Annotated in this window: 26 protein-coding genes and 3 tRNA genes; 22 read left to right on the top strand and 7 right to left on the bottom strand. The window is 71.8% G+C overall.

Going from position 1 to position 23,135, the window contains the following annotated elements; genetic code table 11:
- Positions 1-22: 22 nt before the first annotated feature.
- The 11 genes from HEP81_RS16500 to htpX all read left to right on the top strand — a co-directional run bounded on the left by HEP81_RS16500 (position 23) and on the right by htpX (position 11,558).
- Complete coding sequence (locus tag HEP81_RS16500) at positions 23-493, top strand: NADH-quinone oxidoreductase subunit A (protein WP_106980092.1); 471 nt, start codon at positions 23-25, stop codon at positions 491-493.
- A complete protein-coding gene (locus HEP81_RS16495; RefSeq protein ID WP_037663315.1) occupies positions 484-1,086 on the top strand; it encodes an NADH-quinone oxidoreductase subunit B in 603 nt (200 codons plus the stop codon). Before HEP81_RS16500 ends, HEP81_RS16495 begins: the two co-directional genes overlap by 10 nt.
- Positions 1,083-2,681 (top strand): NADH-quinone oxidoreductase subunit C, encoded by a 1,599-nt coding sequence (locus HEP81_RS16490; protein ID WP_063755292.1) that lies wholly within the window; start codon positions 1,083-1,085, stop codon positions 2,679-2,681. Before HEP81_RS16495 ends, HEP81_RS16490 begins: the two co-directional genes overlap by 4 nt.
- Entirely contained in the window at positions 2,678-3,646 is a 969-nt protein-coding gene (locus HEP81_RS16485; protein WP_037663316.1) for a complex I subunit 1/NuoH family protein, read from the top strand. The genes HEP81_RS16490 and HEP81_RS16485 overlap by 4 nt, the downstream gene beginning before the upstream one ends.
- On the top strand, positions 3,646-4,227 hold the full coding sequence (locus HEP81_RS16480; protein WP_037663318.1) for a NuoI/complex I 23 kDa subunit family protein: 582 nt from the start codon (positions 3,646-3,648) through the stop codon (positions 4,225-4,227). The genes HEP81_RS16485 and HEP81_RS16480 overlap by 1 nt, the downstream gene beginning before the upstream one ends.
- Positions 4,224-4,901 carry an NADH-quinone oxidoreductase subunit J family protein gene (locus tag HEP81_RS16475; RefSeq protein WP_051850679.1) on the top strand — a complete coding sequence of 226 codons (678 nt, stop codon included), beginning with the start codon at positions 4,224-4,226 and terminating at the stop codon, positions 4,899-4,901. Before HEP81_RS16480 ends, HEP81_RS16475 begins: the two co-directional genes overlap by 4 nt.
- Complete coding sequence (nuoK, locus tag HEP81_RS16470) at positions 4,901-5,275, top strand: NADH-quinone oxidoreductase subunit NuoK (RefSeq protein WP_037663320.1); 375 nt, start codon at positions 4,901-4,903, stop codon at positions 5,273-5,275. Before HEP81_RS16475 ends, nuoK begins: the two co-directional genes overlap by 1 nt.
- The gene (locus tag HEP81_RS16465; protein WP_037663321.1) at positions 5,272-7,266 is read left to right on the top strand and encodes an NADH-quinone oxidoreductase subunit 5 family protein; all 1,995 of its coding nucleotides are present in this window, start codon (positions 5,272-5,274) and stop codon (positions 7,264-7,266) included. Before nuoK ends, HEP81_RS16465 begins: the two co-directional genes overlap by 4 nt.
- A gap of 6 nt (positions 7,267-7,272) precedes the next feature.
- Positions 7,273-8,847, top strand: coding sequence for an NADH-quinone oxidoreductase subunit M (locus tag HEP81_RS16460; protein WP_037663324.1), 1,575 nt, complete (start codon positions 7,273-7,275; stop codon positions 8,845-8,847).
- The gene (locus HEP81_RS16455) at positions 8,844-10,490 is read left to right on the top strand and encodes an NADH-quinone oxidoreductase subunit N (RefSeq protein WP_078967750.1); all 1,647 of its coding nucleotides are present in this window, start codon (positions 8,844-8,846) and stop codon (positions 10,488-10,490) included. The genes HEP81_RS16460 and HEP81_RS16455 overlap by 4 nt, the downstream gene beginning before the upstream one ends.
- A 204-nt stretch (positions 10,491-10,694) precedes the next feature.
- Positions 10,695-11,558 (top strand): zinc metalloprotease HtpX, encoded by an 864-nt coding sequence (htpX, locus tag HEP81_RS16450; RefSeq protein ID WP_037663326.1) that lies wholly within the window; start codon positions 10,695-10,697, stop codon positions 11,556-11,558.
- Between the two features lie 67 nt (positions 11,559-11,625).
- Here htpX and HEP81_RS16445 read toward each other — a convergent pair whose 3' ends face one another.
- Together HEP81_RS16445 and HEP81_RS16440 are read right to left on the bottom strand one after the other, a co-directional pair.
- The gene (locus HEP81_RS16445; protein ID WP_078967751.1) at positions 11,626-12,183 is read right to left on the bottom strand and encodes a DoxX family protein; all 558 of its coding nucleotides are present in this window, start codon (positions 12,181-12,183) and stop codon (positions 11,626-11,628) included.
- 120 nt (positions 12,184-12,303) lie between these two features.
- Positions 12,304-12,705, bottom strand: coding sequence for a YccF domain-containing protein (locus HEP81_RS16440; RefSeq protein ID WP_037663327.1), 402 nt, complete (start codon positions 12,703-12,705; stop codon positions 12,304-12,306).
- 270 nt (positions 12,706-12,975) lie between these two features.
- On the opposite strand from HEP81_RS16440, the gene HEP81_RS16435 reads away from it, so the two are divergent.
- On the top strand, positions 12,976-13,245 hold the full coding sequence (locus tag HEP81_RS16435) for a GlsB/YeaQ/YmgE family stress response membrane protein (protein WP_037663330.1): 270 nt from the start codon (positions 12,976-12,978) through the stop codon (positions 13,243-13,245).
- A 73-nt stretch (positions 13,246-13,318) separates the two neighbouring features.
- On the opposite strand, the gene HEP81_RS16430 is transcribed toward HEP81_RS16435, so the two are convergent.
- Positions 13,319-13,807, bottom strand: a complete 489-nt coding sequence (locus HEP81_RS16430) for a YajQ family cyclic di-GMP-binding protein (RefSeq protein WP_037663331.1) — start codon at positions 13,805-13,807, stop codon at positions 13,319-13,321.
- Between the two features lie 224 nt (positions 13,808-14,031).
- On the opposite strand from HEP81_RS16430, the gene HEP81_RS16425 reads away from it, so the two are divergent.
- A tRNA-Tyr gene (locus HEP81_RS16425) sits at positions 14,032-14,113 on the top strand.
- Between the two features lie 139 nt (positions 14,114-14,252).
- Here the strand turns inward: HEP81_RS16425 and HEP81_RS16420 are convergent.
- Positions 14,253-14,945, bottom strand: coding sequence for a hypothetical protein (locus HEP81_RS16420; RefSeq protein WP_157854660.1), 693 nt, complete (start codon positions 14,943-14,945; stop codon positions 14,253-14,255).
- A 345-nt stretch (positions 14,946-15,290) separates the two neighbouring features.
- Here HEP81_RS16420 and HEP81_RS16415 point away from each other — a divergent pair, with 345 nt between their 5' ends.
- Both HEP81_RS16415 and HEP81_RS16410 read left to right on the top strand, forming a co-directional pair.
- Positions 15,291-15,515 carry a hypothetical protein gene (locus HEP81_RS16415; protein WP_037663336.1) on the top strand — a complete coding sequence of 75 codons (225 nt, stop codon included), beginning with the start codon at positions 15,291-15,293 and terminating at the stop codon, positions 15,513-15,515.
- Between the two features lie 135 nt (positions 15,516-15,650).
- The gene (locus HEP81_RS16410; protein WP_037663339.1) at positions 15,651-15,863 is read left to right on the top strand and encodes a hypothetical protein; all 213 of its coding nucleotides are present in this window, start codon (positions 15,651-15,653) and stop codon (positions 15,861-15,863) included.
- 28 nt (positions 15,864-15,891) lie between these two features.
- Here HEP81_RS16410 and HEP81_RS16405 read toward each other — a convergent pair whose 3' ends face one another.
- Positions 15,892-16,548 carry an SDR family oxidoreductase gene (locus HEP81_RS16405; RefSeq protein WP_037663341.1) on the bottom strand — a complete coding sequence of 219 codons (657 nt, stop codon included), beginning with the start codon at positions 16,546-16,548 and terminating at the stop codon, positions 15,892-15,894.
- Between the two features lie 27 nt (positions 16,549-16,575).
- On the bottom strand, positions 16,576-17,826 hold the full coding sequence (locus HEP81_RS16400; RefSeq protein WP_037663342.1) for an amidohydrolase family protein: 1,251 nt from the start codon (positions 17,824-17,826) through the stop codon (positions 16,576-16,578).
- 1,012 nt (positions 17,827-18,838) lie between these two features.
- On the opposite strand from HEP81_RS16400, the gene HEP81_RS16395 reads away from it, so the two are divergent.
- The 7 genes from HEP81_RS16395 (at position 18,839) to HEP81_RS16365 (ending at position 22,599) form a co-directional block, all read left to right on the top strand.
- A tRNA-Thr gene (locus tag HEP81_RS16395) sits at positions 18,839-18,911 on the top strand.
- A gap of 46 nt (positions 18,912-18,957) precedes the next feature.
- A tRNA-Met gene (locus HEP81_RS16390) sits at positions 18,958-19,030 on the top strand.
- 90 nt (positions 19,031-19,120) lie between these two features.
- On the top strand, positions 19,121-19,285 hold the full coding sequence (rpmG, locus tag HEP81_RS16385) for a 50S ribosomal protein L33 (RefSeq protein WP_003948671.1): 165 nt from the start codon (positions 19,121-19,123) through the stop codon (positions 19,283-19,285).
- Positions 19,286-19,417: 132 nt separating this feature from the next.
- The gene (locus HEP81_RS16380) at positions 19,418-19,870 is read left to right on the top strand and encodes a MaoC family dehydratase N-terminal domain-containing protein (RefSeq protein WP_037663344.1); all 453 of its coding nucleotides are present in this window, start codon (positions 19,418-19,420) and stop codon (positions 19,868-19,870) included.
- 7 nt (positions 19,871-19,877) lie between these two features.
- Entirely contained in the window at positions 19,878-20,306 is a 429-nt protein-coding gene (locus tag HEP81_RS16375; RefSeq protein ID WP_037663347.1) for a MaoC family dehydratase, read from the top strand.
- A 137-nt stretch (positions 20,307-20,443) separates the two neighbouring features.
- Entirely contained in the window at positions 20,444-21,019 is a 576-nt protein-coding gene (locus HEP81_RS16370; protein WP_172636884.1) for a TetR/AcrR family transcriptional regulator, read from the top strand.
- Positions 21,020-21,135: 116 nt separating this feature from the next.
- Positions 21,136-22,599 (top strand): MFS transporter, encoded by a 1,464-nt coding sequence (locus HEP81_RS16365; protein ID WP_037663350.1) that lies wholly within the window; start codon positions 21,136-21,138, stop codon positions 22,597-22,599.
- Here HEP81_RS16365 and HEP81_RS16360 read toward each other — a convergent pair whose 3' ends face one another.
- Entirely contained in the window at positions 22,600-23,025 is a 426-nt protein-coding gene (locus HEP81_RS16360; protein ID WP_037663351.1) for an ATP-binding protein, read from the bottom strand.
- Positions 23,026-23,135 lie beyond the last annotated feature (110 nt).

Here is a 23,135-nt window from a genome sequence, read left to right as displayed (position 1 = left end):
TAGACTCCCGTGCGTACAGGTCATGAGGTCAGGGAGTGAGGGACGGACGGTGCGGGAGACGCTGGGGGACTCGACCATCGCCGCGGCACACGTCGTCACCGCGGCCGGACATGTCGTCACGGGGGCCGGTTATTTCCGGTCCTACTCGGCCGTGGGGCTGCTCGCCGTCGTCGGCGTGCTGTTCGTCGCGGTCGCGTTCGGCGCCGGACGGCTGCTGCGCCCCGTAGTGCCCACCCCGGAAAAACTCCTGACCTACGAGTGCGGCGTCGACCCCGTCGGCGAGGGCTGGGCCCACACCCAGGTCCGCTACTACGTCTACGCCTTCCTGTACGTGATCTTCGCGGTCGACTCCGTCTTCCTGTTCCCCTGGGCGACGGTCTTCGCCGCCCCCGGATTCGGCGCGACGACCCTCGTGGAGATGTTCGTCTTCCTCGGCTTCCTCGCCGTCGGCCTGCTGTACGCATACAAGAAGGGCGTCCTGGCATGGACGTGACCCCGGACCCCGTTCTCCTCCCCGAGCCCAAGCGGCTGGGCGCGCTGGCCAGGCTGGCGCCCGAGCCCATGAAGGTGGTTCTCAACTGGGGCCGCCGCTACTCGCTCTGGGTCTTCAACTTCGGCCTCGCCTGCTGCGCGATCGAGTTCATCGCCGCGTCGATGGCCCGGCACGACTTCATCCGGCTCGGCGTCATCCCCTTCGCGCCGGGACCCCGCCAGGCCGACCTGATGGTGGTCTCGGGCACGGTCACGGACAAGATGGCCCCCGCCGTCAAGCGACTGTACGAACAGATGCCCGAGCCGAAGTACGTCATCTCCTTCGGCGCCTGCTCCAACTGCGGCGGCCCCTACTGGGACTCGTACTCCGTCACCAAGGGCGTCGACCAGATCATCCCCGTGGACGTCTACGTGCCCGGCTGCCCGCCGCGCCCCGAGGCGCTGCTCCAGGGCATCCTCAAGCTCCAGGAGAAGATCGCCGCCGAGTCGCTGGGGGAGCGCTACGGTCACGGCGGCGCCCGGCCGTCTCCGGCCGCGCTCCAGAGCGGCCTGGTACGGCCGCCCGCCCCGTCCGGCGAGGAGGGCGCGCGATGAGCACGGCCGGCTGGCTGCCCGCCCCCGTCGAAGAGCTGTTCGGTGCGGAGGCGGTGGCCGAGGAGTCGTACGAGATCCTGACGGTGGACGTCCCGCCGACCGCTTGGCTCACCGCGCTCGAGACCGCCCGTACGACGCTGACCTGCACCTACTTCGACTGGCTCAGCGCGGTCGACGAACCGGGCGCCGGCTTCCGCGTGTCCGCCCACGTGGTGGCCCTGAACCCGGTCCGCCGCCTCCTCGTCCGTACGACGGTGCCGCACTCGGCGCCGGTGCTGCCGACCGCCGTCGGGGTGTACGCCGGCGCGGCCTGGCACGAACGCGAGACGTACGAGATGTTCGGAGTGACCTTCGAGGGCCACCCCGGGCTCGAACACCTGCTCCTCCCCGAGAACTTCGAGGGCCATCCGTTGCGCAAGGACTTCGTCCTCGCCGCCCGTGTCGCCAAGGCCTGGCCCGGTGCGAAGGAGCCCGGCGAGTCCGAGCACGGCGGCCCCAAGCGCCGCCAGATGCTCCCGCCCGGCGTCCCCGACCCCAATGAGTGGGGCCCCCTCAAGGGCCAACTCCCCGCCGCCCCGGCCCGCCCGGCCCGCGCCGCCGGCGACCGCCCGGTACGCCGCACCCGTACGGCCGCGGAGGGTTCGGCCGGTCAGCCGAGCGCGACGGAGGCCGCCGCCCCGGTCCGTCCCCGGCGGACCCGGAGCGCGAGCGAGGGGTCCGCGAGCCAGACGGCGGAGGAGAGCGCGGCCGGTGCTCCGGTCCGTCCCCGGCGGACCCGGAGTGCGAGCGAGGGCTCGGCGAGTCAGGTGGCGGGGGAGCCGAAGGAACCGGGGGCCGAGGATGGCGCCGCCGGTGCCGAGCCGGGTGCCGCCGCCGGTGGCGCGGCTCGGCCGCGGCGCACGCGCGGTGCGGGCGAGGGCTCGGTGAGCCAGGCCCAGGAGAGCGGTACCGCCCCGGCCGAGGGCGAGACCGCGAGGACCGAGGCGGAGGGTCCGGCGGCGTCCGGGCCCGCCCCGGCACCGGCCCGTCCCCGTCGTGCCCGCAGCGCGTCGGGGGGTTCCGCCTCCCAGCGCGCTCCGGAGCCCCCGGCCTCGGCGACCGAGTCGTCGTCGGCGCCCGCGAGTTCCGGCGACGCCGACCGCCCGGCCGGCCGTACGGCCCCGCGCAGCTCGGACGCCCCGTGGCACCACGCCCGCCCGGCGTTCGACGAGCCCGGCCGGTCCGCCGAGCCGGGGCAGTCCGACGAGCCTGGCCGGTCCGCCGAGGCGGAGCCCGGGAAGGGGGACGCGCGAGGAGCCGTACGACCGCACGAGCCGGCCGGACCGCAGGCCGCCGACCCCGCCGAGCCGCGGCCCGCGCCCGAGCCGCCACGACCTGCCGAGCCTCCGAAGCCGACCGAGCCTCCGGGGCCAGCCGAGTCTCCGGAGCCGACCGAGTCTTCAGAGCCGAGCGAGCCTTCAGAACCGGTTGAGTCCGTGGAGCCCGCCACCCCCTCGAACCCGGCCGATTCGCAGTCCGCGCCCGGTCAACCCTCCGCCGACCCCGAATCCCCCCCGACCGACCCCTTGCCCGACCCCCCAGGAGGCCCGCGGTGAACGGCGCACTCGACGTCGCCCTGCGGCTCGTGGCCGTGTTCGTCGTCTTCCTCGTCTTCCCGCTGGTCGTGGGACAGACCGAGCACAAGGTGATGGCCCATATGCAGGGGCGGCTCGGGCCGATGTACGCGGGTGGGTTCCACGGGTGGGCCCAGCTGGTCGCCGACGGTGTGAAGTTCGCGCAGAAGGAGGACGTGGTCCCGGCGCAGGCCGACCGCCGGGTCTTCCAGCTCGCGCCGGCCGTCGCCCTGCTGCCGTACCTGCTCGTCCTGCTCGTCATCCCGATCGGACCGGGCGAGGGCGCCGTCGGACAGGCCGTGGACGCGGGCGTGTTCTTCGCGCTCGCGGTGATGGGCGTCGGTGTGCTCGGCTCGCTCATGGCCGGCTGGGCAAGCGCCAACAAGTTCTCCCTGCTCGGCGGCCTGCGTACCGCCGCCCAGCTGCTGGCCTACGAACTGCCGATGCTGCTCGCCGCGGCCTCCGTCGCGATGGCGGCCGGCACCGTCTCGCTGCCGGGCATCCTGCACGCCTTCCACTGGTGGTGGCTGCCCTGGCAGCTCATCGGCGCGGTCGTCTTCTTCGTCGCCGGGCTCGCCGAGCTGCAACGCCCGCCGTTCGACATGCCCGTCGCCGACTCGGAGATCATCTTCGGCGCGTACACCGAGTACACCGGGCTGCGCTTCGCCCTGTTCCTGCTCGCCGAGTACGCCGGCATCGTCGTGCTGTGCGGTCTGACCACCGTGCTCTTCCTGGGCGGCTGGCACGGCCCCTGGGGCGCCGACGGACTCGGCTGGGTCTGGACGCTGCTGAAGGCCGCGATCCTCGCCTTCGTCGTCATCTGGCTCCGCGTCACCTATCCGCGGCTGCGCGAGGACCAGCTCCAGAAGCTGTCCTGGACCCTGCTCGTCCCCCTCTCCCTCGCCCAGATCGCCCTCACCGGCATCGTCAAGGTGGTGATCTCCTGATGGCCCCGACCCGTCCCCGCATCCCCGGCTCCGGCCTCGCCAAGGGCCTCGCCGTCACCCTGCGCACGATGACGCGCAAGCACGGCACCGAGCAGTACCCGGACACCCTGCCCGAACTGCCGCCCCGCACCCGGGGCGTGATCGGCCTGTTCGAGGAGAACTGCACGGTCTGCATGCTGTGCGCCCGTGAGTGCCCCGACTGGTGCATCTACATCGACTCCCACAAGGAGACGGTCCCGCCCGCCGCCCCCGGTGGCCGCGAGCGCAGCCGCAACGTCCTCGACCGGTTCGCCATCGACTTCTCGCTGTGCATGTACTGCGGTATCTGCATCGAGGTCTGCCCCTTCGACGCGCTGTTCTGGTCCCCGGAGTTCGAGTACGCCGAGACCGACATCCACGAACTCACCCACGAGCGCGACAAGCTCCGCGAGTGGATGTGGACCGTGCCGGCCCCGCCCGCGCTCGACCCGGGCGCGGAGGAGCCGAAGGAGATCGCCGCCGCCCGCAAGAGCGCCGAGAAGCAGGCCGCCGCCGCGCAGGCCGAGGCCGCGCGGACCGAACCCGAGGAGGGCGACGCATGAGCCTCGCCCCCACCCTGAGCCTCGCCGCCGCCCCGCACGGGTCTCTCGCCGCGGCCCCGCACGGCTTCCTCTCCCCGACCGGGGTCGAGATCGCCTTCCTCCTCGTCGGCCTGGTCACCTTCGGCGCCGCGCTGATCACCGTCACCACCCGCCAACTGGTGCACGCCGCCCTGTGGCTGGTGGTCGCGCTCGGCGGCCTCGCCGTGGAGTACCTGCTGCTCACGGCCGAGTTCATCGCCTGGGTGCAGGTCCTGATCTACGTCGGTTCCGTCGTCGTACTCCTCCTGTTCGGGCTGATGCTCACCAGGGCCCCCATCGGCCGCTCCCCGGACGCCGACTCCGACAACCGCTGGGTCGCCCTCGCCGTCGCGACCGCCGCCGCCGTCGCCCTGGTGTGGGTGGTCACCAACGCCTTCCGTACGACATGGATCGACCTGACCGGACCGGCCGCCGGCACCACCCGTGTCACCGGGGCGAGCCTGTTCCGGTACTGGGTGCTGCCCTTCGAGGCCCTGTCCGTGCTGCTCCTCGCGGCCCTGGTCGGCGCGATCGTCCTGTCCCGCAAGGCCAAGGCCAAGGCCAAGGCCGATGCGGATGGCGATGGCGACGCCGGCGACGAGCCGGCAGCCCGTACGCCGGCACCCGTCCCCGCCCAGAAGGACGGCGCCCGCTGATGCACCTCGTCTACCCCGCCGTACTCTCCGCCCTCCTCTTCTGCACCGGCCTGTACGGCGTCCTCGCCCGCCGCAACGCGATCCTGGTCCTGATGTCGGTCGAGCTGATGCTCAACGCCGTCAACCTCAACCTGGTCGCCTTCGACGTCTGGCTCAGCCGCGCCGCCCGCGACACCCTGCACTCCGGCCAGGCGCTGACCCTGTTCACCATCACCGTCGCCGCCGCCGAGATCGGCATCGGCCTGGCGATCGTGCTCGCCGTGTACCGCAACCGCGGCACCTCCGACATCGACAAGCTCCGCGACACCGCCGAAGGCCGGGGCGACGCGGAACCGGGTGCCGTCGCGGCACAGAAGACCGAGGCCACCGCGTGACCACGACCACCCTCGCCGTACTCGTCCCCCTGCTGCCGTTCCTCGGTGCCGCGGCCGGACTGCTGCTCGGCCGCAGCGCGCCCGGCTTCGTGCGCCCGCTCGCCGTGCTGCCGCCGCTGGCCGCACTGGTGCTGGCCGCGCTGGTCGCCGTCCGCCAGGGCGGCGGGCCGGCCCTGGACGCGCACACGGAGCTGACCCCCACCGGCTCGGTGCCCGTCGAACTGGCCCTGCACATCGACGGCTTCGCCGCGCTCGTCGCGATCCTGGTCGCCTTCGTCGCGACCTGTGTGCAGATCTACTCCACCGGCTATCTGCGCGACGACCCGCGCTACCCCTCGTACGCCGCTCTCGTCTCCCTGTTCACCTCCGCGATGCTGCTCGTCGTCTACTCCGGCGACCTGATCGTGCTGCTGGTCGGCTGGGAGGTCATGGGCATCTGCTCCTACTTCCTGGTCGGCCACTACTGGGAGACCCCGGAGGCCCGCGCCGCCTCCCTGAAGGCGTTCCTGGTCACCAAGCTCGGCGATGTGCCGTTCCTGATCGGTCTGTTCGCGCTCGCCACCGACGCCGGCTCCTTCCGCATCACCCGCGTCCTCGGCACGGTCGCGAGCGGCGGCCTGCACCATCCGACGCTCGTCGCCCTGCTGCTGCTCGCGGGCGTGGCCGGCAAGTCGGCGCAGTTCCCGCTGCACACCTGGCTCCCGGACGCCATGGCCGGCCCGACGCCGGTCTCTGCGCTGATCCACGCCGCCACGATGGTCGCCGCCGGTGTCTACTTCGTCGCCCGTCTCCTCCCGGTGTTCGAGGCATCCGGGGCCGCGATGCTGGTCCTGGCCGTGATGGCCGCCGTCACCATGACCGGCTCCGGACTCGCCGCGCTCGCCCAGGACGACATCAAACGCGTCCTCGCCTACTCGACCATCGGCCAGCTCGGCTACATGACCGGTGCCCTCGCCGTCGGCGACCGCGGTGCCGCCGTCTTCCACCTCCTGTCCCACGGCGCCTTCAAGGCGCTGCTGTTCCTCGCCGCCGGTGTGATCATCCACGCCGCCGGCACCAACTCGCTGGCCGCCATGTCCCGCATGCGCGGCCTGCGCGAGCGGGTCCCGGACGCCTACTGGACGATGACCGTGGCCCTGCTCGCGCTCGCCGCGATCCCGCCGTTCAGCGGCTTCTTCTCCAAGGAGTCCGTCCTCGGCGCCGCCGAACACGCGGCCCACGGCGACACCGCGCAGGTGCCCGGCGCGGCCGGCTGGCTGGTCCTCGTCGCCGGTCTGCTGACCGCCGTACTGACCGCCGCCTACGCCACCCGGCTGTGGCTGCTGGCCTTCCACGGCCGGGGCGCCGAAGCTCCCGACCACGGCCGCCAGCCGCTCACCATGACCGCGGTCCTCTGGGTCCTCGCGGTGCCCTCCCTGGCCTTCGGCGGGCTCGCCTACCGCGCGCTGCCCGGCTGGTTCGACGGCGCCTCCCTGACCCCGACCCTGCTCACCTCCATCCTCGGCACGGGGCTCGCCGTGGCCGGCGGCCTCCTCACCTACGGCGTCTGGCAGCGCACCACCCGAAGCCTCGTCAGCCCCCCGCTCGGCGCGGTCGCCGCCCACCCCGAGGGCGACGCCGGACGGGTCGAGGCCGAGGCCATCGCCAGTCACACCCCGGCCTACGGCGACATCGCCTACGCCCCAGACCCGGCGGACCCCGGACGGGCGCTGCTCGGCCCGCTGCACCGGCACGCGGCCGTCGGCTTCCACCTCGACGCCGTCTACACGGCGCTGTTCGTCCGCCCGGTGCTGGCCGCGGCGAGCCTCGTCCGCTTCCTCGACCGCGAGGTCGTGGACACCTACGTCGGCGCCGCCGGCGCGCTGCCCCGGTTGCTCGGGGCCGCCGTACGTCGCGCCCAGACCGGCAATGTGCAGACCTATGTGAGCGCGCTGCTCGCCGGCACCGTCGTCCTGGCGGTCGCCGTCGTCCTCGTCGCCACGGGAGCGTGAGCAGGCGTGATCGATATCAACGAGTCCGTGATGCGGGTCCTTCTCGCATTGATCGTCGTCGGCCCGCTCATCGGCGCCGTCGCCGCCCTCCTGCCGGCCCCGCCCGGACTGAAGGGGAAGTCGCCCGAGCAGTCCGTGCTGCGCCACGGCGTCACCGTGACCGGGGTGATCCTCGCCGCCGCGATCCTGCTCGCGCTCGGCTTCGACCACCACCATCCGTCGAGGATGCAGGCCACGACCGACATCAGCTGGATCCCCGCGCTCGATGTGCGGATCCACCTCGGCATCGACGGCATCTCGCTCCCCCTCGTCGTACTGACCGCGCTGCTGACCTTCCTGTGCGCGCTGTACTCCTACTTCAAGCCGCCCACGGGCCCGTCCCCGAAGGCGTTCGTCGCCCTGCTGCTCCTGCTGGAGACCGGCACGCTCGCGACCTTCGCCGTGCTCGATCTGCTGCTGTTCTTCCTCGCGTTCGAGACCGTGCTGATCCCGATGTACTTCCTCATCGCCCGCTGGGGCGGCGAGGGGCGGACCCGGGCCGCGTGGAAGTTCATCCTGTTCACGCTGCTCGGCTCCGTCGTCATGCTGCTCGGCCTGCTCCTGATCGGAATCAAGGCGGGCACCTTCGACATGGTGGCACTCGCCACTGACAACGGCCGGTCCCTGAGCGCGTCCGTGCAGGTCATCGCCGTTCTGGCGATCGGTCTCGGGCTCGCGGTCAAGACCCCGATGTGGCCGCTGCACAGCTGGCTGCCCGACGCCCACACCTCCGCGCCGACCACCGGCTCGGTGCTGCTGGCCGGTGTCCTGCTGAAGATGGGTACGTACGGGTTCGTCCGGATCCTGCTGCCGGTCGCGCCGCACGGCTTCCGCACCTTCGCGCCGTACCTCGCCGCCTTCGCCGTGGTCGGGATCATCTACGGCTCCCTGGCCTGTCTGGCGCTGGCCAGGCGGGGCGCGAAGGGCGACCTCAAGCGGCTGATCGCCTATTCCTCCGTCGGGCACATGGGCTTCGTCCTCCTCGGCATCGCCACCATGACCCCGACCGGAGTGAACGGCGCCCTGTTCGCCAACATCGCCCACGGCCTCATCACCGGCCTGCTGTTCTTCCTGGTCGGCGCCCTCAAGGACCGCACCGGCAGCACCGACCTCGACACCCTGGCCGAGGAGACCGGACTCGCTCTGTACGGCAAGGCGCCTCGCCTCGGCGGACTGCTCGCCTTCGGTGCCGTGGCCTCCCTCGGGCTGCCCGGACTCGCCGGGTTCTGGGGCGAGATGCTCTCTTTGTTCGGCGCGTTCAAACCCGCGGTGGACCTCAGCCGCCCCGCCTTCCTCACCTTCATGGCGATCGGCGCGTTCGGCACCCTGCTGACGGCCGCGTACATGCTGATCGTGGTCCGCCGGGTCTGCATGGGCGGTGCCGAGCGCGAGGTCCCGAAGCTCGCCGACGTCCAGGGCTATGAGTTCGCCGCCTGGACCCCGCTCGTCGCCCTGACCGTCGTCGCCGGACTCTGGCCGCGGGCCCTGCTCGGCCTGACCGACCCGGCCGTGCACCAGCTGCTCGCAGGAGGCACCCGATGAGCGCCCAGCCCCTCGCCCAGCCGCTCGCCGAAGCCGCCGCCTCCGTCGCGTCGTCGGCCCACCCCCTCGCCCAGCAGCTCGGACACCCCCTGGCCGCGTCCGCCGCGTCGCTGGTCCAGTCCGTCGACTGGCTCGCCGTCGCCCCGCCCCTGATCGCCGCCGTCGTGGCGCTCGGCGTGCTCGTCGCCGACCTCTTCCTGCCCGAGTCCCGCAAGAACGTCCTCGGCTGGATCTCGGTCGCCGGGCTCGCCGCCGCCGCGCTGATGCTGCTGCCGCTCCTGGACGGCGACCGCGCCACCTTCTGCCTGACCGGCAACGGAACCGGCACCGGCGCGGGCCCCGGATCCCTCATCGGCGCCCCGCGCGCGTGCAGTTACACCGCCGACCACTTCACCCTCGTCATCCAGCTCCTGGTCCTCGGCGGCGCCCTGCTCGCGGCCCTGCTGTCGATCACCACCCTGGACGACGACCGGCTGCGCGTCCCGTCCGGCGAGTTCTGGTTCCTGCTGCTCTCCGCCACGGCCGGCGCCGCCCTGCTGCCCGCCGCCCGCGACCTGGCCACCCTGATCGTGGCCCTGGAGGTCGCCTCCCTGCCCGCCTTCGCCCTCGTCGGCATCCGGCACGGCGACCGGCGGTCCGCCGAGGCCGCGCTGAAGTTCTTCCTGTCCTCGGTCACCGCCACCGCGGTCAGCCTGATGGGCGTCAGCTTCGTCTACGCCTCCACCGGAACCCTCTACCTCACCCAGGTGGCGCAACGGCTTCCGGACACCCCCGGCCAGCTGCACACCCTGGCCCAGACGGGCGTCGTCCTCACCCTGATCGGCTTCGCCTTCAAGACGGCCGCCGTGCCCTTCCACTTCTGGGTGCCCGACACCTATGTGGGCGCGCCGCTGCCCGTCGCCGCCTACCTGTCGGTCGTCGGCAAGGCGGTCGGTTTCTCCGGCCTCATCCTCGTCACCGTGGTGGCGTTCCCGTCGTACGCCGACGTCTGGGGGCCCGCGCTCGCCGTCCTGGCCGCCCTCACCATGACCGTCGGCAATGTCGGCGCGCTGCGCCAGCAGGCCACCCGCGCCCGCAGCGCCGTACGACTGCTCGCCTGGTCCTCCGTCGGCCAGGCCGGCTATCTCCTCGTACCGATCGCGGCGGCCGGGTACGCCAAGGACGCGCAGAAGGCGATCGGTTCGACCGTCGCCTACGCCCTCATGTACGCCGCCGTGAACCTCGGCGCGTTCGCGGTCGCCGCCGTGGTGGGCCGCGGCCGCGCCGGGAACCGGATCTCCGACTACCGGGGCCTGTACGCCACCAACCCGGTGACGGCCCTCCTGATGGCCTTCTTCTTGCTCTGCCTGGCGGGCCTGCCGCCGGGGATCATCGGCCTGTTCGCCAAGGTCACCGTGTTCTCGGCGGCCGTCGGCGCGGGTCTTGGCTGGCTCGCGGTCGTCATGGCCGTCAACGTGGTGATCGCCCTCTTCTACTACCTCCGGTGGACGGCCCTGCTGTTCCGCGCCCCGGAGGGCGAGACCGTCCGGCACCGGATCCCGGCCCCGCTGACGGCCGCGATCGCCCTCGCCGGGGTGGCGGGCGTCGCCCTGTCCGGGGCACCTCAACTGGTGCTGCGGTTCGCGTCCACCGGGCTCTTCTGAGGAGGACCGGCGGGCCCCCGCGAGCACCCGCGGAACCCCTTTCGCCCGTACGGCCGGACCCCCTTCACTCGTACAGCCGCCGCGCCCGCCCCCGCCCACCTGGGAACTTGTGACCGCCGCCTGGCGTTGACCAGAGCGGAAGGGTCCACTGGACCGAAGGACTGGACCGAAGGGTTCCCCGCAGTACCACTTGGAGGGCGTACGGTGCACCGCCGGCACAACGGGCTCAGGACCGCAGTACTCCTCGGGGGACTGTCGGCGCTCATCATCATCATCGGCGGCTTCTTCGGCCGCACCGGGCTGATCGTGGCAGTCCTGATCGCCCTCGGCACGAACGCGTACGCGTACTGGAACAGCGACAAGCTCGCCCTGCGCGCGATGCGGGCCCGCCCGGTGAGCGAGTTCGAGGCCCCGGCGCTGTACCGCATGGTCCGCGAACTCTCCACACAGGCCCGCCAGCCCATGCCCCGGCTCTACATCTCCCCGACCGAGGCCCCGAACGCCTTCGCCACGGGCCGCAATCCGCGCAATGCGGCCGTGTGCTGCACCGAGGGCATCATGCGCCTGCTGGACGAGCGCGAGCTGCGCGGCGTCATCGGGCACGAACTGAGCCATGTCTACAACCGGGACATCCTCATCTCCTCGGTGGCCGGCGCGCTCGCCTCGGTGATCATGTTCCTGGTGAACTTCGCCTGGCTGATCCCGATCGGTCGTTCGGACGACGACGAGGGCCCCGGCCTGCTCGGCATGCTCCTGATCATGATCCTGGGCCCGCTCGCCGCCACGCTGATCCAGCTGGCCATCAGCCGCTCCCGGGAGTACGAGGCGGATGCCTCGGGCGCCCAGCTCACCGGCGACCCGCTGGCCCTCGCGAGCGCCCTGCGCAAGCTGGAGATCGGCACCCAGCAGCTGCCGCTGCCGCCCGAGCCGCGGATCGAGACCGCGAGCCACATGATGATCGCGAACCCGTTCCGCCCGGGCCAGGGGCTGTCGAAGATGTTCTCCACGCACCCGCCGATGGCGGAGCGGATCCAGCGCCTGGAGGGCATGGCGGGCCGCAGGCTGTGAAGCCGGTGGTACGGCCTTCATCCGGCTGCTTCATCCGGCTGCTGGCAGGGGTTACGCACCGCGCCCCTCACAGGGCCAGCGCGAGCGCCGCCCCCAAGCCCCCGAGCACCAGGGCGAAGGCGGCCTGAGGCCAGCCGCCCTCCCCCCACCGGAAGAAGCGGTCCAGGGCGAGCCGGCCGGGCCCGATGGCCGCGACGGCGAGGGCGACGACGACGATGCAGATGTTGTACTCCACCCCGCCCTTGTCCACCCACACCCCATGGGCGGCGCTCACGGTGACCATGGCGTTGATCATCACGCCCACGATCGCGGCGGCCGCGAGCGGTACGAGCAGCCCGGCGGCGAGGCCGAGACCGCCGAGCAGCTCGGAGAGGCCGCCGATCGCGGCGAAGAGCTTGCCGGGGCGGTAGCCGAGCGACTCGAACCCCTTGCCGGTGGCCGCGAGCCCCTGCCCGCCGAACAGCCCGAAGAGCTTCTGGGACCCGTGGCCCGCGAGAAACAGCCCGAAGGTCAGCCGGAGCAGCAGCAGCCCGCAGTCCGCTGCGCTCACCCCCGTACGGCCGGCCCCCTGCCGGGTGGCCGAGGGTGCGGCGGCAGTGGACGGGCCGATGTGGTTCCTGGGCATCTGAGAACTCCGTACGGATGCCGGATGTGCGCTTCCCCCAGGCCTGGACAGGCGTCTGTGCCCCCGTCGTCATCGCCCCTGTAGCGATGATTCCGGAGGTACGGCGCCCCCGCACATCGATCAGCGGCCGCCGAACCCCTGGTCCGTACGGACGATCTCGCGGCCCAGCGGCATCAGCGAGATCGGGATGAGCTTCAGATTGGCCCAGCCGAACGGGATCCCGATGATCGACAGGAACAGCGGGATGCTGGTGATCAGATGCTCCAGGGCCAGCCACCAGCCCGCGAAGATCACCCAGATGACGTTGCCGACGACCGATCCGGTACCGGCGCCCGGCCGCTCCACGGCGGTCCGGCCGAACGGCCACAGCACGAACCCGGCGATGCGCAGCGAGGCGATGCCGAACGGGATCGTGATGATCAGGATGAAGCAGATCAGCGCGGCGATCAGATAGCCGATCGACAGCCAGATGCCGCAGAACAGCAGCCACAGGATGTTGAGCAGCAGGTTGAACACCTTCATGATCGGCACCTCTCAGGTCACTGCGCCGGGCTTCCCTGCTGGCACAAGTATCAGCCGGTCACACTTTTCGAGCAGTACCGGGGCGCTCTGTGGCGAGATCGGGAACGGCCCGGGACGAACCCCCGACCCGGCGGCGGCAACCAGGGGGAGGTTTGCCGGCGTCCTGTTCACCAAGACGGCACGAACGTGCGCCCGGCGGACCACTCATCCTCACCAAGATCTCACGAACGAGGCTGGGCGCACCGGGCGCGAAAGGGCAGGGTTGGCGCTATGGGCATCATCGCTTGGATCATTCTGGGGCTGCTGGCCGGAGCCATAGCCAAGTTCCTGCTGCCGGGGCGCGACCCCGGCGGCCTCCTGGGTACGACCGTCATCGGCATCCTGGGCGCGTTCGTCGGTGGCTGGATCTCGTCGCGTTGGCTCGACCACCCGGTCAGCAAGCACTTCTTCGACGGTGCCACCTGGGTCGCGGCCATCGGCGGTTCACTGGTGCTGCTGATCGCCTACCGGCTGGTCTTCGGCAACTCCCGCCGCAGCTGAGCACTGCCCCGACAGCACGGAAGGGTGGGCGCCCGCAGAGGCCCCACCCTTCTCTCCGTTCCGCTCCCGGTTCCTACCGGTAGTTCACGAACTGGAGCGCGAAGTCGAAGTCCTTGCCCTTCAGGAGGGCGATCACGGCCTGGAGGTCGTCGCGGCTCTTGGAGCTGACGCGCAGCTCGTCGCCCTGGACCTGGGCCTTGATGCCCTTGGGGCCCTCATCGCGGATGATCTTCGCCACCTTCTTGGCGTTCTCCTGGGAGATGCCCTCCTCGATGGAGGCGAAGATCTTGTACTCCTTGCCGGACAGCTGGGGCTCGCCCGCGTCCAGTGCCTTCAGCGAGATGCCCCGCTTGATCAGCTTGGACTGGAAGACGTCGAGGACGGCCTTCACCCGCTCCTCGGAGTTCGCCTCCATGAGGATCTTCTCCCCGGACCACGCGATCGAGGCGCCGACGCCCTTGAAGTCGTAGCGCTGGGAGATCTCCTTGGCGGCCTGGTTGAGGGCGTTGTCGACCTCCTGCCGCTCGACCTTCGAGACGATGTCGAAACTGGAGTCGGCCATGTCCTGTGGCTCCTTGTATCGGGGTGTGTGTCGGTGCGTGCCGGCGTGCGCGGCGGCGGCCGCCGGGCCCGGCGTTCTGCCGGGCCGCATCCGCACCAGCCTAGCCACCCCGGGACCCGAGGGCTGGAGATCAACCGGGTGGCGAAGCACCCCCGTGGATCAGGTATTGTTTACGTCGTTGCCGGGGAACACCGCCGCAAGCGGGTTCGATTGGCAGCAAACTTGGCGGTGTGCCCGAGCGGCCAAAGGGAGCAGACTGTAAATCTGCCGGCTCAGCCTTCCCAGGTTCGAATCCTGGCGCCGCCACAGTAGGGAAACCCCCTCTGATCAGGTTGATTACCTGATCAGAGGGGGTTTCTCGTTGTCGGATCCCAACCGAACGATTTTGGGACGCCGGGAGCCGGCGCCCCCCGACCGGCCCCGGCCCCCTGAGTCGCCTGTGCGGTCAGTGCCAGTTGGTGTCGTGGGTGAGCCGGTGATGGTGGTCGTCGTACTGGTCGACGGCGGCGATGGTCTGTCCGTCGGGGATGGGTGCGGCCCAGGCGCGGTAGGTGGTGCCGGGGACCGTGACCGTCGTGGCTTTGATCTGGTGGCCGTTGGTGAGGGTGATGAGGCCGTAGGCGACGTCGGGTTCGGGGTTGGCGACCATGAGGCGGGTGCCGTCCAGCCCCTTGTCGTGGAGGCCCCACAGGCCCATCTCGCCTGCGGGGGCGGGGTCGTTGGTGCCGGTGACGGGTTGGCAGTCGGACCAGGGGCCGCCCTGGTGGTCGATGCGGACACCGCCGATGTACATGCGCTGGCACAACAGGGACGTACCGGGCGCCGACGCGCCGTCGGGCAGGGTGGGCAGGGCGTAGCCCTTGGGCAGGGTCCGGTGGAACTCCAGTGCCACCGACCAACGGTGCCCGTCCACCCGTCCCTTGCCGATCACCCGCGTGACCACCTGCGGCGCCTGCCGATGCGCCGGAACGGACCGCTCGGCGACGGCGGAGGCGGGTGCGGGGGCGGGCGTGGACGAGGCATGGCCGGCCGGGCCCGGGGCCGCCTCGCTCGCGGACGCGCCGAAGAACGAGACCCCGCCGAGCGCGGCGACCGCGACGGCCGCCATGGCCGCCTTCCTCGCAGAACTGAGAGCCACGGAGCATTTCTCCTTCAAAGCTGCCGCCCGGCGCCGTGCCGGGCGGTCCTCGACGGCCACCGCGCTGGGCCCGCGCGTCGACCTACGGCGGCCACCAGGAGCGGCGGCCGCTTGGACGTCCGCCCGTAGGTACTCCCGAACACGCCCGACGGGTTGCACGCCGCCGGCAGCACTTCTCGGCATCCCCGCTCATACGGCCACGGGACCCCGCCGTTCCTGCCCGGGAGGGGGACTAGAATCGAACGGGTGAGCGAATACCGATCGGCGGAACCCGATCCAGAGTCCGATCCGGAACCGGAACCCGGTGCGGGTGCGACCGTCCCCGGTCCGGACGATGCTGGAGGTATGGCCGGGAAGCGACCCATCGTCGTCCAGTTGCCCTCGCCGAGCGGTGGGCGGCGGGTCCGGGTGGACGGGGAGATCCTGGGGCTCGCGCACAATGTGCGGGACCTCGTGGAGTTCCTGCGGCGGGCCGGCCTGGAGATCGAGCCGGAGCAGGTCGCGGACTCGCCACTGATCGACTGGCGCGGCGTCGGCCCCGAGTGCTGGGAGGCGCAGTCGCGCACCTGAGGCCACCCGGCTGAAGCGGCGCCACCCGGCTGACGCGGTGCCGCGCAGCTGCTGCGGTGCCCCGCGTCTGAAGCGGGTGCCATGCACCTGAAGCGGGCGCGACCGTCGGCACACCTGAGCAGGCACACTGGCGGTATGTCCTCCCGCCGCAGAACCTGCCCCGTGTGCCACCGCGAGATCGCCGTCGTGGCGGGCCGCTTCGCGCGGCACGATCCGCCCGGAGCGCGGGAGGACGTACGGCTCGTCTCCTGCGAGGGATCGCGACGGCAAGCTCAACTCGGCGCCGCGCAGCCCACGTTGGACGGATACGTCGTACCCGAGTTCCCCGGTCAGCTGCCGCTGTTCTGAGGCGTCCTCAACTCCCGCCGCCCGGGGGTCAGTTCCCGGCCACCGACTTCACCGCGACCGACACCGGCGTCGAACCGCTCGTCAGTTCCAGCGTCAGGCCGGCCGTCGCCGAGGTGTCCACCAGCTCCGCGAGTACGGCGGCCACGTCGTCGCGCGGGATCGTGCCGCGCCCGGTGTGCGCCTCCAGGCGGACCAGGCCGGTGCCGGCGTCGTTGGTCAGCGATCCGGGCCGCAGGATCGTCCAGTCCAGGTCCTTCTGACGGGTGACGTACGCGTCGGCCTCGCCCTTGGCGCGCAGATAGACGTCAAACACCTCGTCGCCCTGGTGCGCGGGGTCGGCGCCCATTGAGGACACCACCACGAACCGGCGTACGCCCGCGCGCACCGCCGCATCCGCGAACAGCACCGCCGCGCCCTTGTCGACCGTCTCCTTGCGGTCCGTACCGCTGCCCGGACCCGCGCCCGCCGCGAACACCGCCGCGTCCGCGCCCCGCAGCAGCTCCGTGACGTCCTCCACCGAGGCGGACTCCAGATCGAGCACCACCGGCTCGGCCCCGGCCGACCGCAGGTCGTCGCTCTGTTCCGGCTTGCGGATGATCCCCGCGACCTCGTACCCACGCGCGGCGAGCAGCCGTTCCAGCCGCAGCGCGATCTGACCGTGACCACCAGCGATAACAATGCGCATGCTTCAGACCGTACGCCCCGGGCGGTGCTACGACACCTCGCCCCGCCCCTGCCGCGGCAGCCCCGGTTCCGAGACCGCCGCCGAGTTGCAGTACTCCCGGACCGCGCTCGTACGGGCCACCACCCGGGCGCGATGGATCACGATCCGGCTGTACGCCAGGGAGAGCGCGCCCGGCAGATGGTCGCCGCGCACGGCCAGGAGCTCGGCCGGGAACCCCGCCTCCACCCGGACCCGGGGCAGGCCCAGCGTGGCGCGGGCCGTCGCGCTCACGGCGTCGTAGGCGTCCTCGGGGCGCAGCCCGTGGGCGGAGGCGAGCAGATAGGCCGCCTCCAGGGGGTCCCCGCGGCCCACCGGGTTCGACACGTCCCGCAACGCGCCGCTGCCGGCCGCCGTCCGCACCCCGGCCGCGCGCAGCAGCCGTACCGGAGCCGTGCCCCGCCGGTCGGTGCCGCCGCAGCCGCCCTGGGGCAGGCATACGACCGTCACCCCGGCCGCCGCGAGCTGGTCCGCGGCGCGGGATGCGGCCTCGGCGGGCAGGCGCGTGAGACCGGCGCACGGGCCGATCGTCACGCCGGGGCGCAGACCACCCGCCATCGCCGCGAGCCGGGACAGCCGGGCCGGGTCGGCGGCGTCCGTGTGCAGGTCCACCGGCAGGCCGTGCTCGGCGGCCACCTCCAGGACCGCCTCCACGTACCCCGTGGGATCCGGGTCCAGGTCCGGGCAGCCGCCCACCGCCGCGGCGCCCATCTTCGCCGCGTCCCGCAGCATCGCCAGCCCGTCCGCCCCGGCCACCCCCGTCAGCAGCCGGGGCATCGCCACCGCGGTCAGCTCCGCGAGCCCGCGCAGCGCCCGCCGGGCCTGGAGTACGGCGTTCAGCGCGCCGAGGCCCTGTACGTCGCCCACGCGCACATGCGCCCGTACGGCGGTCGCCCCGTGCCCCAGCTGGAGCAGCGTCGCCTCCGTGGCCCGGCGCTGGACGTCCTCGGGGTCGCAGGAGGCCGGGCCGGGCCGCTCGGCGGACAGGGCGGTGTCGCCGTGCGCGTGCGGCTCGGCCGGGGCGGGCAGCAGCAGATAGCCGGTGAGGTCCACCCGCTGGGCGCCCGCGCGGGCCGGCCCCTGCGCCAGGCTGCCCGCGGTGCCCACGGCCTCGATCCGCCCGCCGCCCAGCCGTACGTCCACGGACCGGCCGTCGGTCAGCCGCGCCCCGCACAGCAGTAGACCGCCCGACGGATTCGACGAGTTCGACGGCAGGTGCGGCTGCGGCTGGCTGTCGGGCATCGCGCTCCAAGGTCGGGGGAGTTCGGAGTCGGAGTCGGAGGAGTTCGGGGGCTGAGTGGTTCGGGGGGTTCGGGGAGTTCGGGGAGGGCATGAGGGGGCTCGTGACGCGGTGTGACCGGCGACCGGGGCTCAGGGTGCCTCAAGATCACACAGGGCGTGTCGAGCCTAGGGTGACGAACGGCACAGGTCGCGCAGGAGCGAAATAGTCGTACCGGCGTGGTCCAGGCGCGGCCTACAGGGGGCCTTCGGCCTCCCGGGCGTCTCCCGGCGCCGCTGTGGCGCGGCCCGCCCGCCGACCGGCGAGTGCGACGCGAATGCGCCAGCGCGCACACCCGACCCATCGACGCGCGCCGCGCGGCCGTGCCCGCTCGCGGCGTCAACCGACCTGGGTCGCGCGGCCGTACAGGCGCGGTCGCTCGCCCGCCTGACGTGGCGACATGTTTCGCGCGGGCCACCCGGAGACGCCCGTGGCCCCCCGGAAGCCCGCGGCCGCGGCCGTGCGGCCCTCCCGCCCCTCGGTGCGCTCCGGCGCGTCCCCGGTTCCCATCGGCCTCCGAGCGCGGCCTGAGCGGCCGTACCGACGTGGCCCTGCCCAACCCGCCGGATGCGCTCCGCCGTCCGGCACTGGTGCGGCCCGTCCACGCCCGTCCACGGCGTCCAGCTCCCACGAAGGCTACTTTCCGTGACGATCCCCCCGGCCCGGTCCGCCCGCCCGAGTTGCCGGCTTGTTCCGCTTCGGCGCACCCCCGCACTCGCCCGGATCCCGGCGCGCGCCCACCGGAGTCGACATCACGCCGGCCGGACGGCCCTGTCGACGGCGCCCCGCCCGGCTCCACCGGCCCACCCCGCCCCGACCTCCGCGAAGCCCTCCGCGGCCCCCGCCGAAGCCCTTCACAGCCGCCCCGCGCGGCCCCCGAAGTCGCACCCGTCGGGCCCGTCGGCAGGCGTCTCGGCCCAGCGTGGATATGGATTTGGGTGAACGGCGGCGGACCGTGTAATGTCTTCATCGCTCGCCCCAATAGCTCAGTCGGCAGAGCGTCTCCATGGTAAGGAGAAGGTCAACGGTTCGATTCCGTTTTGGGGCTCTGGTGTGAGAGGTTCCCGTCGTAAGACGGGTTCCGATCTCATCAAAGCGGTGTAGCTCAGTCGGTAGAGCAAGCGGCTCATAATCGCTGTGTCACCGGTTCAAGTCCGGTCACCGCTACTGACAGTAGCCGATTGTGGGGTCGGTCCTTCAATCGGCTACTCTTTCTTGCGTTGAATAAGCCCATCCGTTCGTCTTAGGAGCACTCACGTGGCTGCCACCGACGTCCGCCCGAAGATCACGCTGGCCTGCGTGGAGTGCAAGGAGCGGAACTACATCACCAAGAAGAACCGGCGTAACAACCCGGATCGACTGGAGATGAAGAAGCACTGCCCGCGTTGCAATGCGCACACCGCGCATCGCGAAACGCGATAAATAGGCTCGTCCGCGAGGCCGTCCCCTTTCGAGGGGGCGGCCTCGCGGCGTTTTCACGGTCGGGCCTCCGGCCGGCTCCGGGCCCCGGCTAGTTTGGGACCCTCACATCCAGACATCAGGAGGTGCCGGGCCATGGCGCTCGACCAGTCCTTCGTGGGACGGACCTACCCGCCCACCGCGCCCTACGAGGTGGGCCGGGAGAAGATCCGCGAGTTCGCCGAGGCCGTGGGGGAGACCAACCCGGTGTTCACGGACCCCGAGGCCGCCAAGGCGTTCGGGCACTCCGATGTGATCGCCCCCCCGACCTTCGTGTTCTCGATCACGTTCCGCGCCGCCGGCCAGGTGATCGAGGACCCGCAGCTCGGCCTGGACTACAGCCGGGTCGTGCACGGAGACCAGAAGTTCGCCTACCGCCGCCCGGTCCGCGCCGGCGACCGGCTCACGGTCACCTCCACCATCGAGGCGATCAAGTCCCTCGCGGGCAACGACATCCTGGACATCCGCGGTGAGGTGCACGACGAGGCGGGCGAGCACGTCGTGACCGCCTGGACCAAGCTCGTGGCCCGCGCGGCCGAGGAGGTTTGAGCAGCTGATGACGGCGAAGATCGGCTACGACGATGTCGAGGTCGGCACCGAACTCCCGGCGCAGACCTTCCCCGTGACGCGCGCCACTCTGGTGCGCTACGCGGGTGCCTCCGGTGACTTCAACCCCATCCACTGGAACGAGAAGTTCGCCAAGGAGGTGGGCCTGCCGGACGTCATCGCGCACGGCATGTTCACCATGGCCGAGGCGATCCGCGTGGTCACCGACTGGCTCGGCGACCCGGGCGCGGTCGTGGAGTACGGCGTCCGCTTCACCAAGCCGGTCGTCGTGCCCAACGACGACCAGGGCGCCCTGATCGAGGTCAGCGCCAAGGTCGCGGCCAAGCTGGACGACAACACGGTCCGCGTGGACCTCACCGCGACCAGCGCCGGCCAGAAGGTGCTGGGGATGTCGCGAGCGGTCGTACGGCTCGCCTGACGACCGTACGGCCAGCCTGACGACCGTACGCGCGTAAGGGGCGTCCGCCATGTGCGAGGCGCCCCTTACGCGCACCCGAAGCTTCTTGGCATCAGAGCTACTTGCCCAAAGTAGTAATTGAGTACTAACTTACTGCCATGGTCAGGATGAGCGCAGAAGAGCGGCGCGAGAGTGTCGTCCGCGCGGCGATGGAGGAGTTCGGCAGGGGTGGCTACTACGGCACCTCCACCGAGGCCATCGCCAAGCGGGTCGGCGTGTCGCAGCCGTATCTCTTCCGGCTCTTCCCGGGCAAGCGGGCGATCTTCCTCGCGGCGGCCGAACGCTGCGTGGAGGAAACCATCGGCATGTTCGTCGAGGCGACCGAGGGCCTGGAGGGGGAAGAGGCCCTGCATGCCATGGCCGAGGCCTACACCACGGCGATCGTCGAGCGGCCCTCGCGGCTGATGATGCAGATGCAGATGTACCTGGCCGTCGCCGCCGCCGAGGAAGAGGGCGACCGGGAGTTCGGCGAGACCGTCAGGGCCGGCTGGATGCGACTGTGGGACGCGGTCGATCTGCCGCTCGGCCCCTGCGTGAAGAGCACGACCGAGTTCATGGCCTACGGAATGCTCATCAACTGCCTGGTGGCCATGGGCTTCCCGCGCGGACACCGCGTGTGGGAGGGGCTGGACACGCTCCCGTTCGAACGTGAGACGGGCGAGCCGGACGCGTAGCCGCGGCCCGCGGGCACGGCGGGGCGCACCTCTGAACGAACGTGCGCCCGCAAAAGTTAGTCATCGATTACTAACCAAACCCGAAACGACTGGGAACTCATTTCCCCGGGGGAGCGATGTCACAGCAGACCGAACAGGCCCACGAGGCCCGGCAGACCCGCCGGAGCGCCGTCTGGGCCCTCCTCGTCACCAGCGTCGCCGGATTCATGGCGGCCCTGGACAACCTCGTCGTCACCACCGCCCTGCCCGCCATCCGCAAGGACCTCGGCGGGGCGCTGGACGACCTGGAGTGGACCGTGAGCGCGTACACGCTCACCTTCGCCTGCCTGCTGATGTTCGGCGCCGCGCTCGGCGACCGGTTCGGCCGCAGGCGGCTGTTCATCGTCGGGCTCACGATCTTCACCGGCGCCTCCGCCGCCGCGGCGATGGCCCCCGGCATCGACTCGCTGATCGCCGCCCGCGCGGTGCAGGGCGTGGGCGCGGCCGTGATGATGCCGCTGACGCTGACCCTGCTGACGGCGGCCGTGCCCGCCGCCAAACGGGGGACCGTGTACGGCATCTGGGGTGCCGTCAACGGCCTGGCCGTGGCCTCCGGGCCGCTCATCGGCGGCAGCCTCACCGAACATGTGTCCTGGCACTGGATCTTCTGGCTGAACGTTCCGCTCGGCCTGCTCACGCTGCCCTTCGCCCGCCTCCGCCTCGCCGAGTCCCGCGGCTCCGGCGCCCGCCTGGACGTCCCCGGCACCCTGCTCGCCAGCGGCGGCCTCTTCGGGATCGTCTACGGCCTGGTCCGCGGCCCCTCCGACGGCTGGACGGACCCGGTGGTCCTGACCGCCCTGTCGGCCGGCGGCGCGCTCCTGCTCGCCTTCGTGGTCTACGGCTCCCGCGCCGCCAACCCCATGCTGCCGATGCGGCTGTTCCGCTCCCGCGCCTTCTCCGGGATCAACGCGGCGAGCATGCTGATGTTCGTCGGCATGTTCGGCTCGATCTTCCTGCTCAGCCAGTACATGCAGGGCGTCCTCGGATACTCGCCCACCGAGGCGGGGCTGCGGATGCTGCCGTGGACCGGTATGCCGATGCTCGTCGCGCCCATAGCGGGAGTCCTCTCCGACCGGGTGGGCGGCCGCCCGGTCGTCGCGGCCGGCCTGTTCTTCCAGGCCGCCGGCCTCGGCTACATGGCCTACGTGGTCACCGCCCACGCCTCCTACGAGGTCCAGCTGCCCGCCCTGATACTCAGTGGCATCGGCATGGCCCTCTACTTCGCCCCGGCCGCCAACCTGGTGATGTCCAGCGTCCGCCCGCACGAGCAGGGCATCGCCTCCGGCGCGAACAACGCCCTCCGCGAGGTCGGCGGCGCGCTCGGTGTCGCGGTCATGTCCTCGATCTTCTCCGCGTACGGCGGCTACACCTCCGCCCAGTCCTTCGTGGACGGTCTGCGCCCCGCCCTGGTCACCGGCGCCGCCGTGGTCGCCCTCGCGGCCCTGGCGAGCCTGGCCATCCCGGGCCGCGGCCGCACCAGCGGCCCGAAGTCCCGGCCCGAGACCACCTCCGCACCGGCCCTGGAGCCCACGTCCGGCTGATCAGCCGAGCGAGCACTCCGCCCACACCGTCTTGCACGGAAACCGGTCCTCCCGCACACCCCAGCGGTCCGCCAGAGCGTCCACGAGGAGCAGGCCACGGCCCGACTCCGCGTCCTCGGCGGGCCGTTGGCGCGTGGGGAGCCGTTCACCCCGGGTGTCCGTGACCTCGATCCGCAGCGTCTCGCCGACGAGGCTCAGCGTCAGCCGGAAGTCCCGCCCCGGCACCCGGCCGTGCGTCACGGCGTTGGCCGCCAGCTCGGCCACGAGATGACTCGCGGTCTCCGTGGGCAGCCCCCAGCGCCGCAGCTGCGCCTCCGTGAGCAACCGGGCGAGCCGGGCCCCTCGGCGGGTGGACGACAGCAGCAGGCTGAAATCCGGTGAGGGCGTGGGGGGTTGGGCCGTGGCCTCGACGGTTTCCTGGTTCATGCCCCTCAGCGTGGCCGGAAATGCCCTCCGTGAGGAGTGATCGAGCGGTTGCGTGCGGTGACTGTCGGCTGGTTGTCCGGTGCTGTCCAGGCTGTCGGGATCGTTGCTCC

The organism is Streptomyces griseofuscus (genome assembly GCF_014673495.1).
GTDB classification, from domain to species: Bacteria; Actinomycetota; Actinomycetes; order Streptomycetales; family Streptomycetaceae; genus Streptomyces; species Streptomyces murinus.
The sequence above is the reverse complement of the archived record's forward strand: the minus strand, read 5'-3'. Positions and strand labels throughout refer to the sequence as shown.

Coding starts and splice junctions, on each gene's coding strand:
- HEP81_RS16410 (WP_037663339.1), top strand. CDS start 15,651: ATGTCCTCCCGCCGCAGAACCTGCCCCGTGTGCCACCGCGAGATCGCC.
- HEP81_RS16365 (WP_037663350.1), top strand. CDS start 21,136: ATGTCACAGCAGACCGAACAGGCCCACGAGGCCCGGCAGACCCGCCGG.
- HEP81_RS16435 (WP_037663330.1), top strand. CDS start 12,976: ATGGGCATCATCGCTTGGATCATTCTGGGGCTGCTGGCCGGAGCCATA.
- HEP81_RS16375 (WP_037663347.1), top strand. CDS start 19,878: ATGACGGCGAAGATCGGCTACGACGATGTCGAGGTCGGCACCGAACTC.
- HEP81_RS16400 (WP_037663342.1), bottom strand. CDS start 17,826: ATGCCCGACAGCCAGCCGCAGCCGCACCTGCCGTCGAACTCGTCGAAT.
- HEP81_RS16500 (WP_106980092.1), top strand. CDS start 23: ATGAGGTCAGGGAGTGAGGGACGGACGGTGCGGGAGACGCTGGGGGAC.
- HEP81_RS16415 (WP_037663336.1), top strand. CDS start 15,291: ATGGCCGGGAAGCGACCCATCGTCGTCCAGTTGCCCTCGCCGAGCGGT.
- HEP81_RS16445 (WP_078967751.1), bottom strand. CDS start 12,183: ATGCCCAGGAACCACATCGGCCCGTCCACTGCCGCCGCACCCTCGGCC.
- HEP81_RS16370 (WP_172636884.1), top strand. CDS start 20,444: ATGGTCAGGATGAGCGCAGAAGAGCGGCGCGAGAGTGTCGTCCGCGCG.
- HEP81_RS16360 (WP_037663351.1), bottom strand. CDS start 23,025: ATGAACCAGGAAACCGTCGAGGCCACGGCCCAACCCCCCACGCCCTCA.
- HEP81_RS16440 (WP_037663327.1), bottom strand. CDS start 12,705: ATGAAGGTGTTCAACCTGCTGCTCAACATCCTGTGGCTGCTGTTCTGC.
- HEP81_RS16405 (WP_037663341.1), bottom strand. CDS start 16,548: ATGCGCATTGTTATCGCTGGTGGTCACGGTCAGATCGCGCTGCGGCTG.
- nuoK (WP_037663320.1), top strand. CDS start 4,901: ATGCACCTCGTCTACCCCGCCGTACTCTCCGCCCTCCTCTTCTGCACC.
- HEP81_RS16380 (WP_037663344.1), top strand. CDS start 19,418: ATGGCGCTCGACCAGTCCTTCGTGGGACGGACCTACCCGCCCACCGCG.
- HEP81_RS16430 (WP_037663331.1), bottom strand. CDS start 13,807: ATGGCCGACTCCAGTTTCGACATCGTCTCGAAGGTCGAGCGGCAGGAG.
- HEP81_RS16480 (WP_037663318.1), top strand. CDS start 3,646: ATGGCCCCGACCCGTCCCCGCATCCCCGGCTCCGGCCTCGCCAAGGGC.
- HEP81_RS16495 (WP_037663315.1), top strand. CDS start 484: ATGGACGTGACCCCGGACCCCGTTCTCCTCCCCGAGCCCAAGCGGCTG.
- HEP81_RS16455 (WP_078967750.1), top strand. CDS start 8,844: ATGAGCGCCCAGCCCCTCGCCCAGCCGCTCGCCGAAGCCGCCGCCTCC.
- HEP81_RS16475 (WP_051850679.1), top strand. CDS start 4,224: ATGAGCCTCGCCCCCACCCTGAGCCTCGCCGCCGCCCCGCACGGGTCT.
- HEP81_RS16490 (WP_063755292.1), top strand. CDS start 1,083: ATGAGCACGGCCGGCTGGCTGCCCGCCCCCGTCGAAGAGCTGTTCGGT.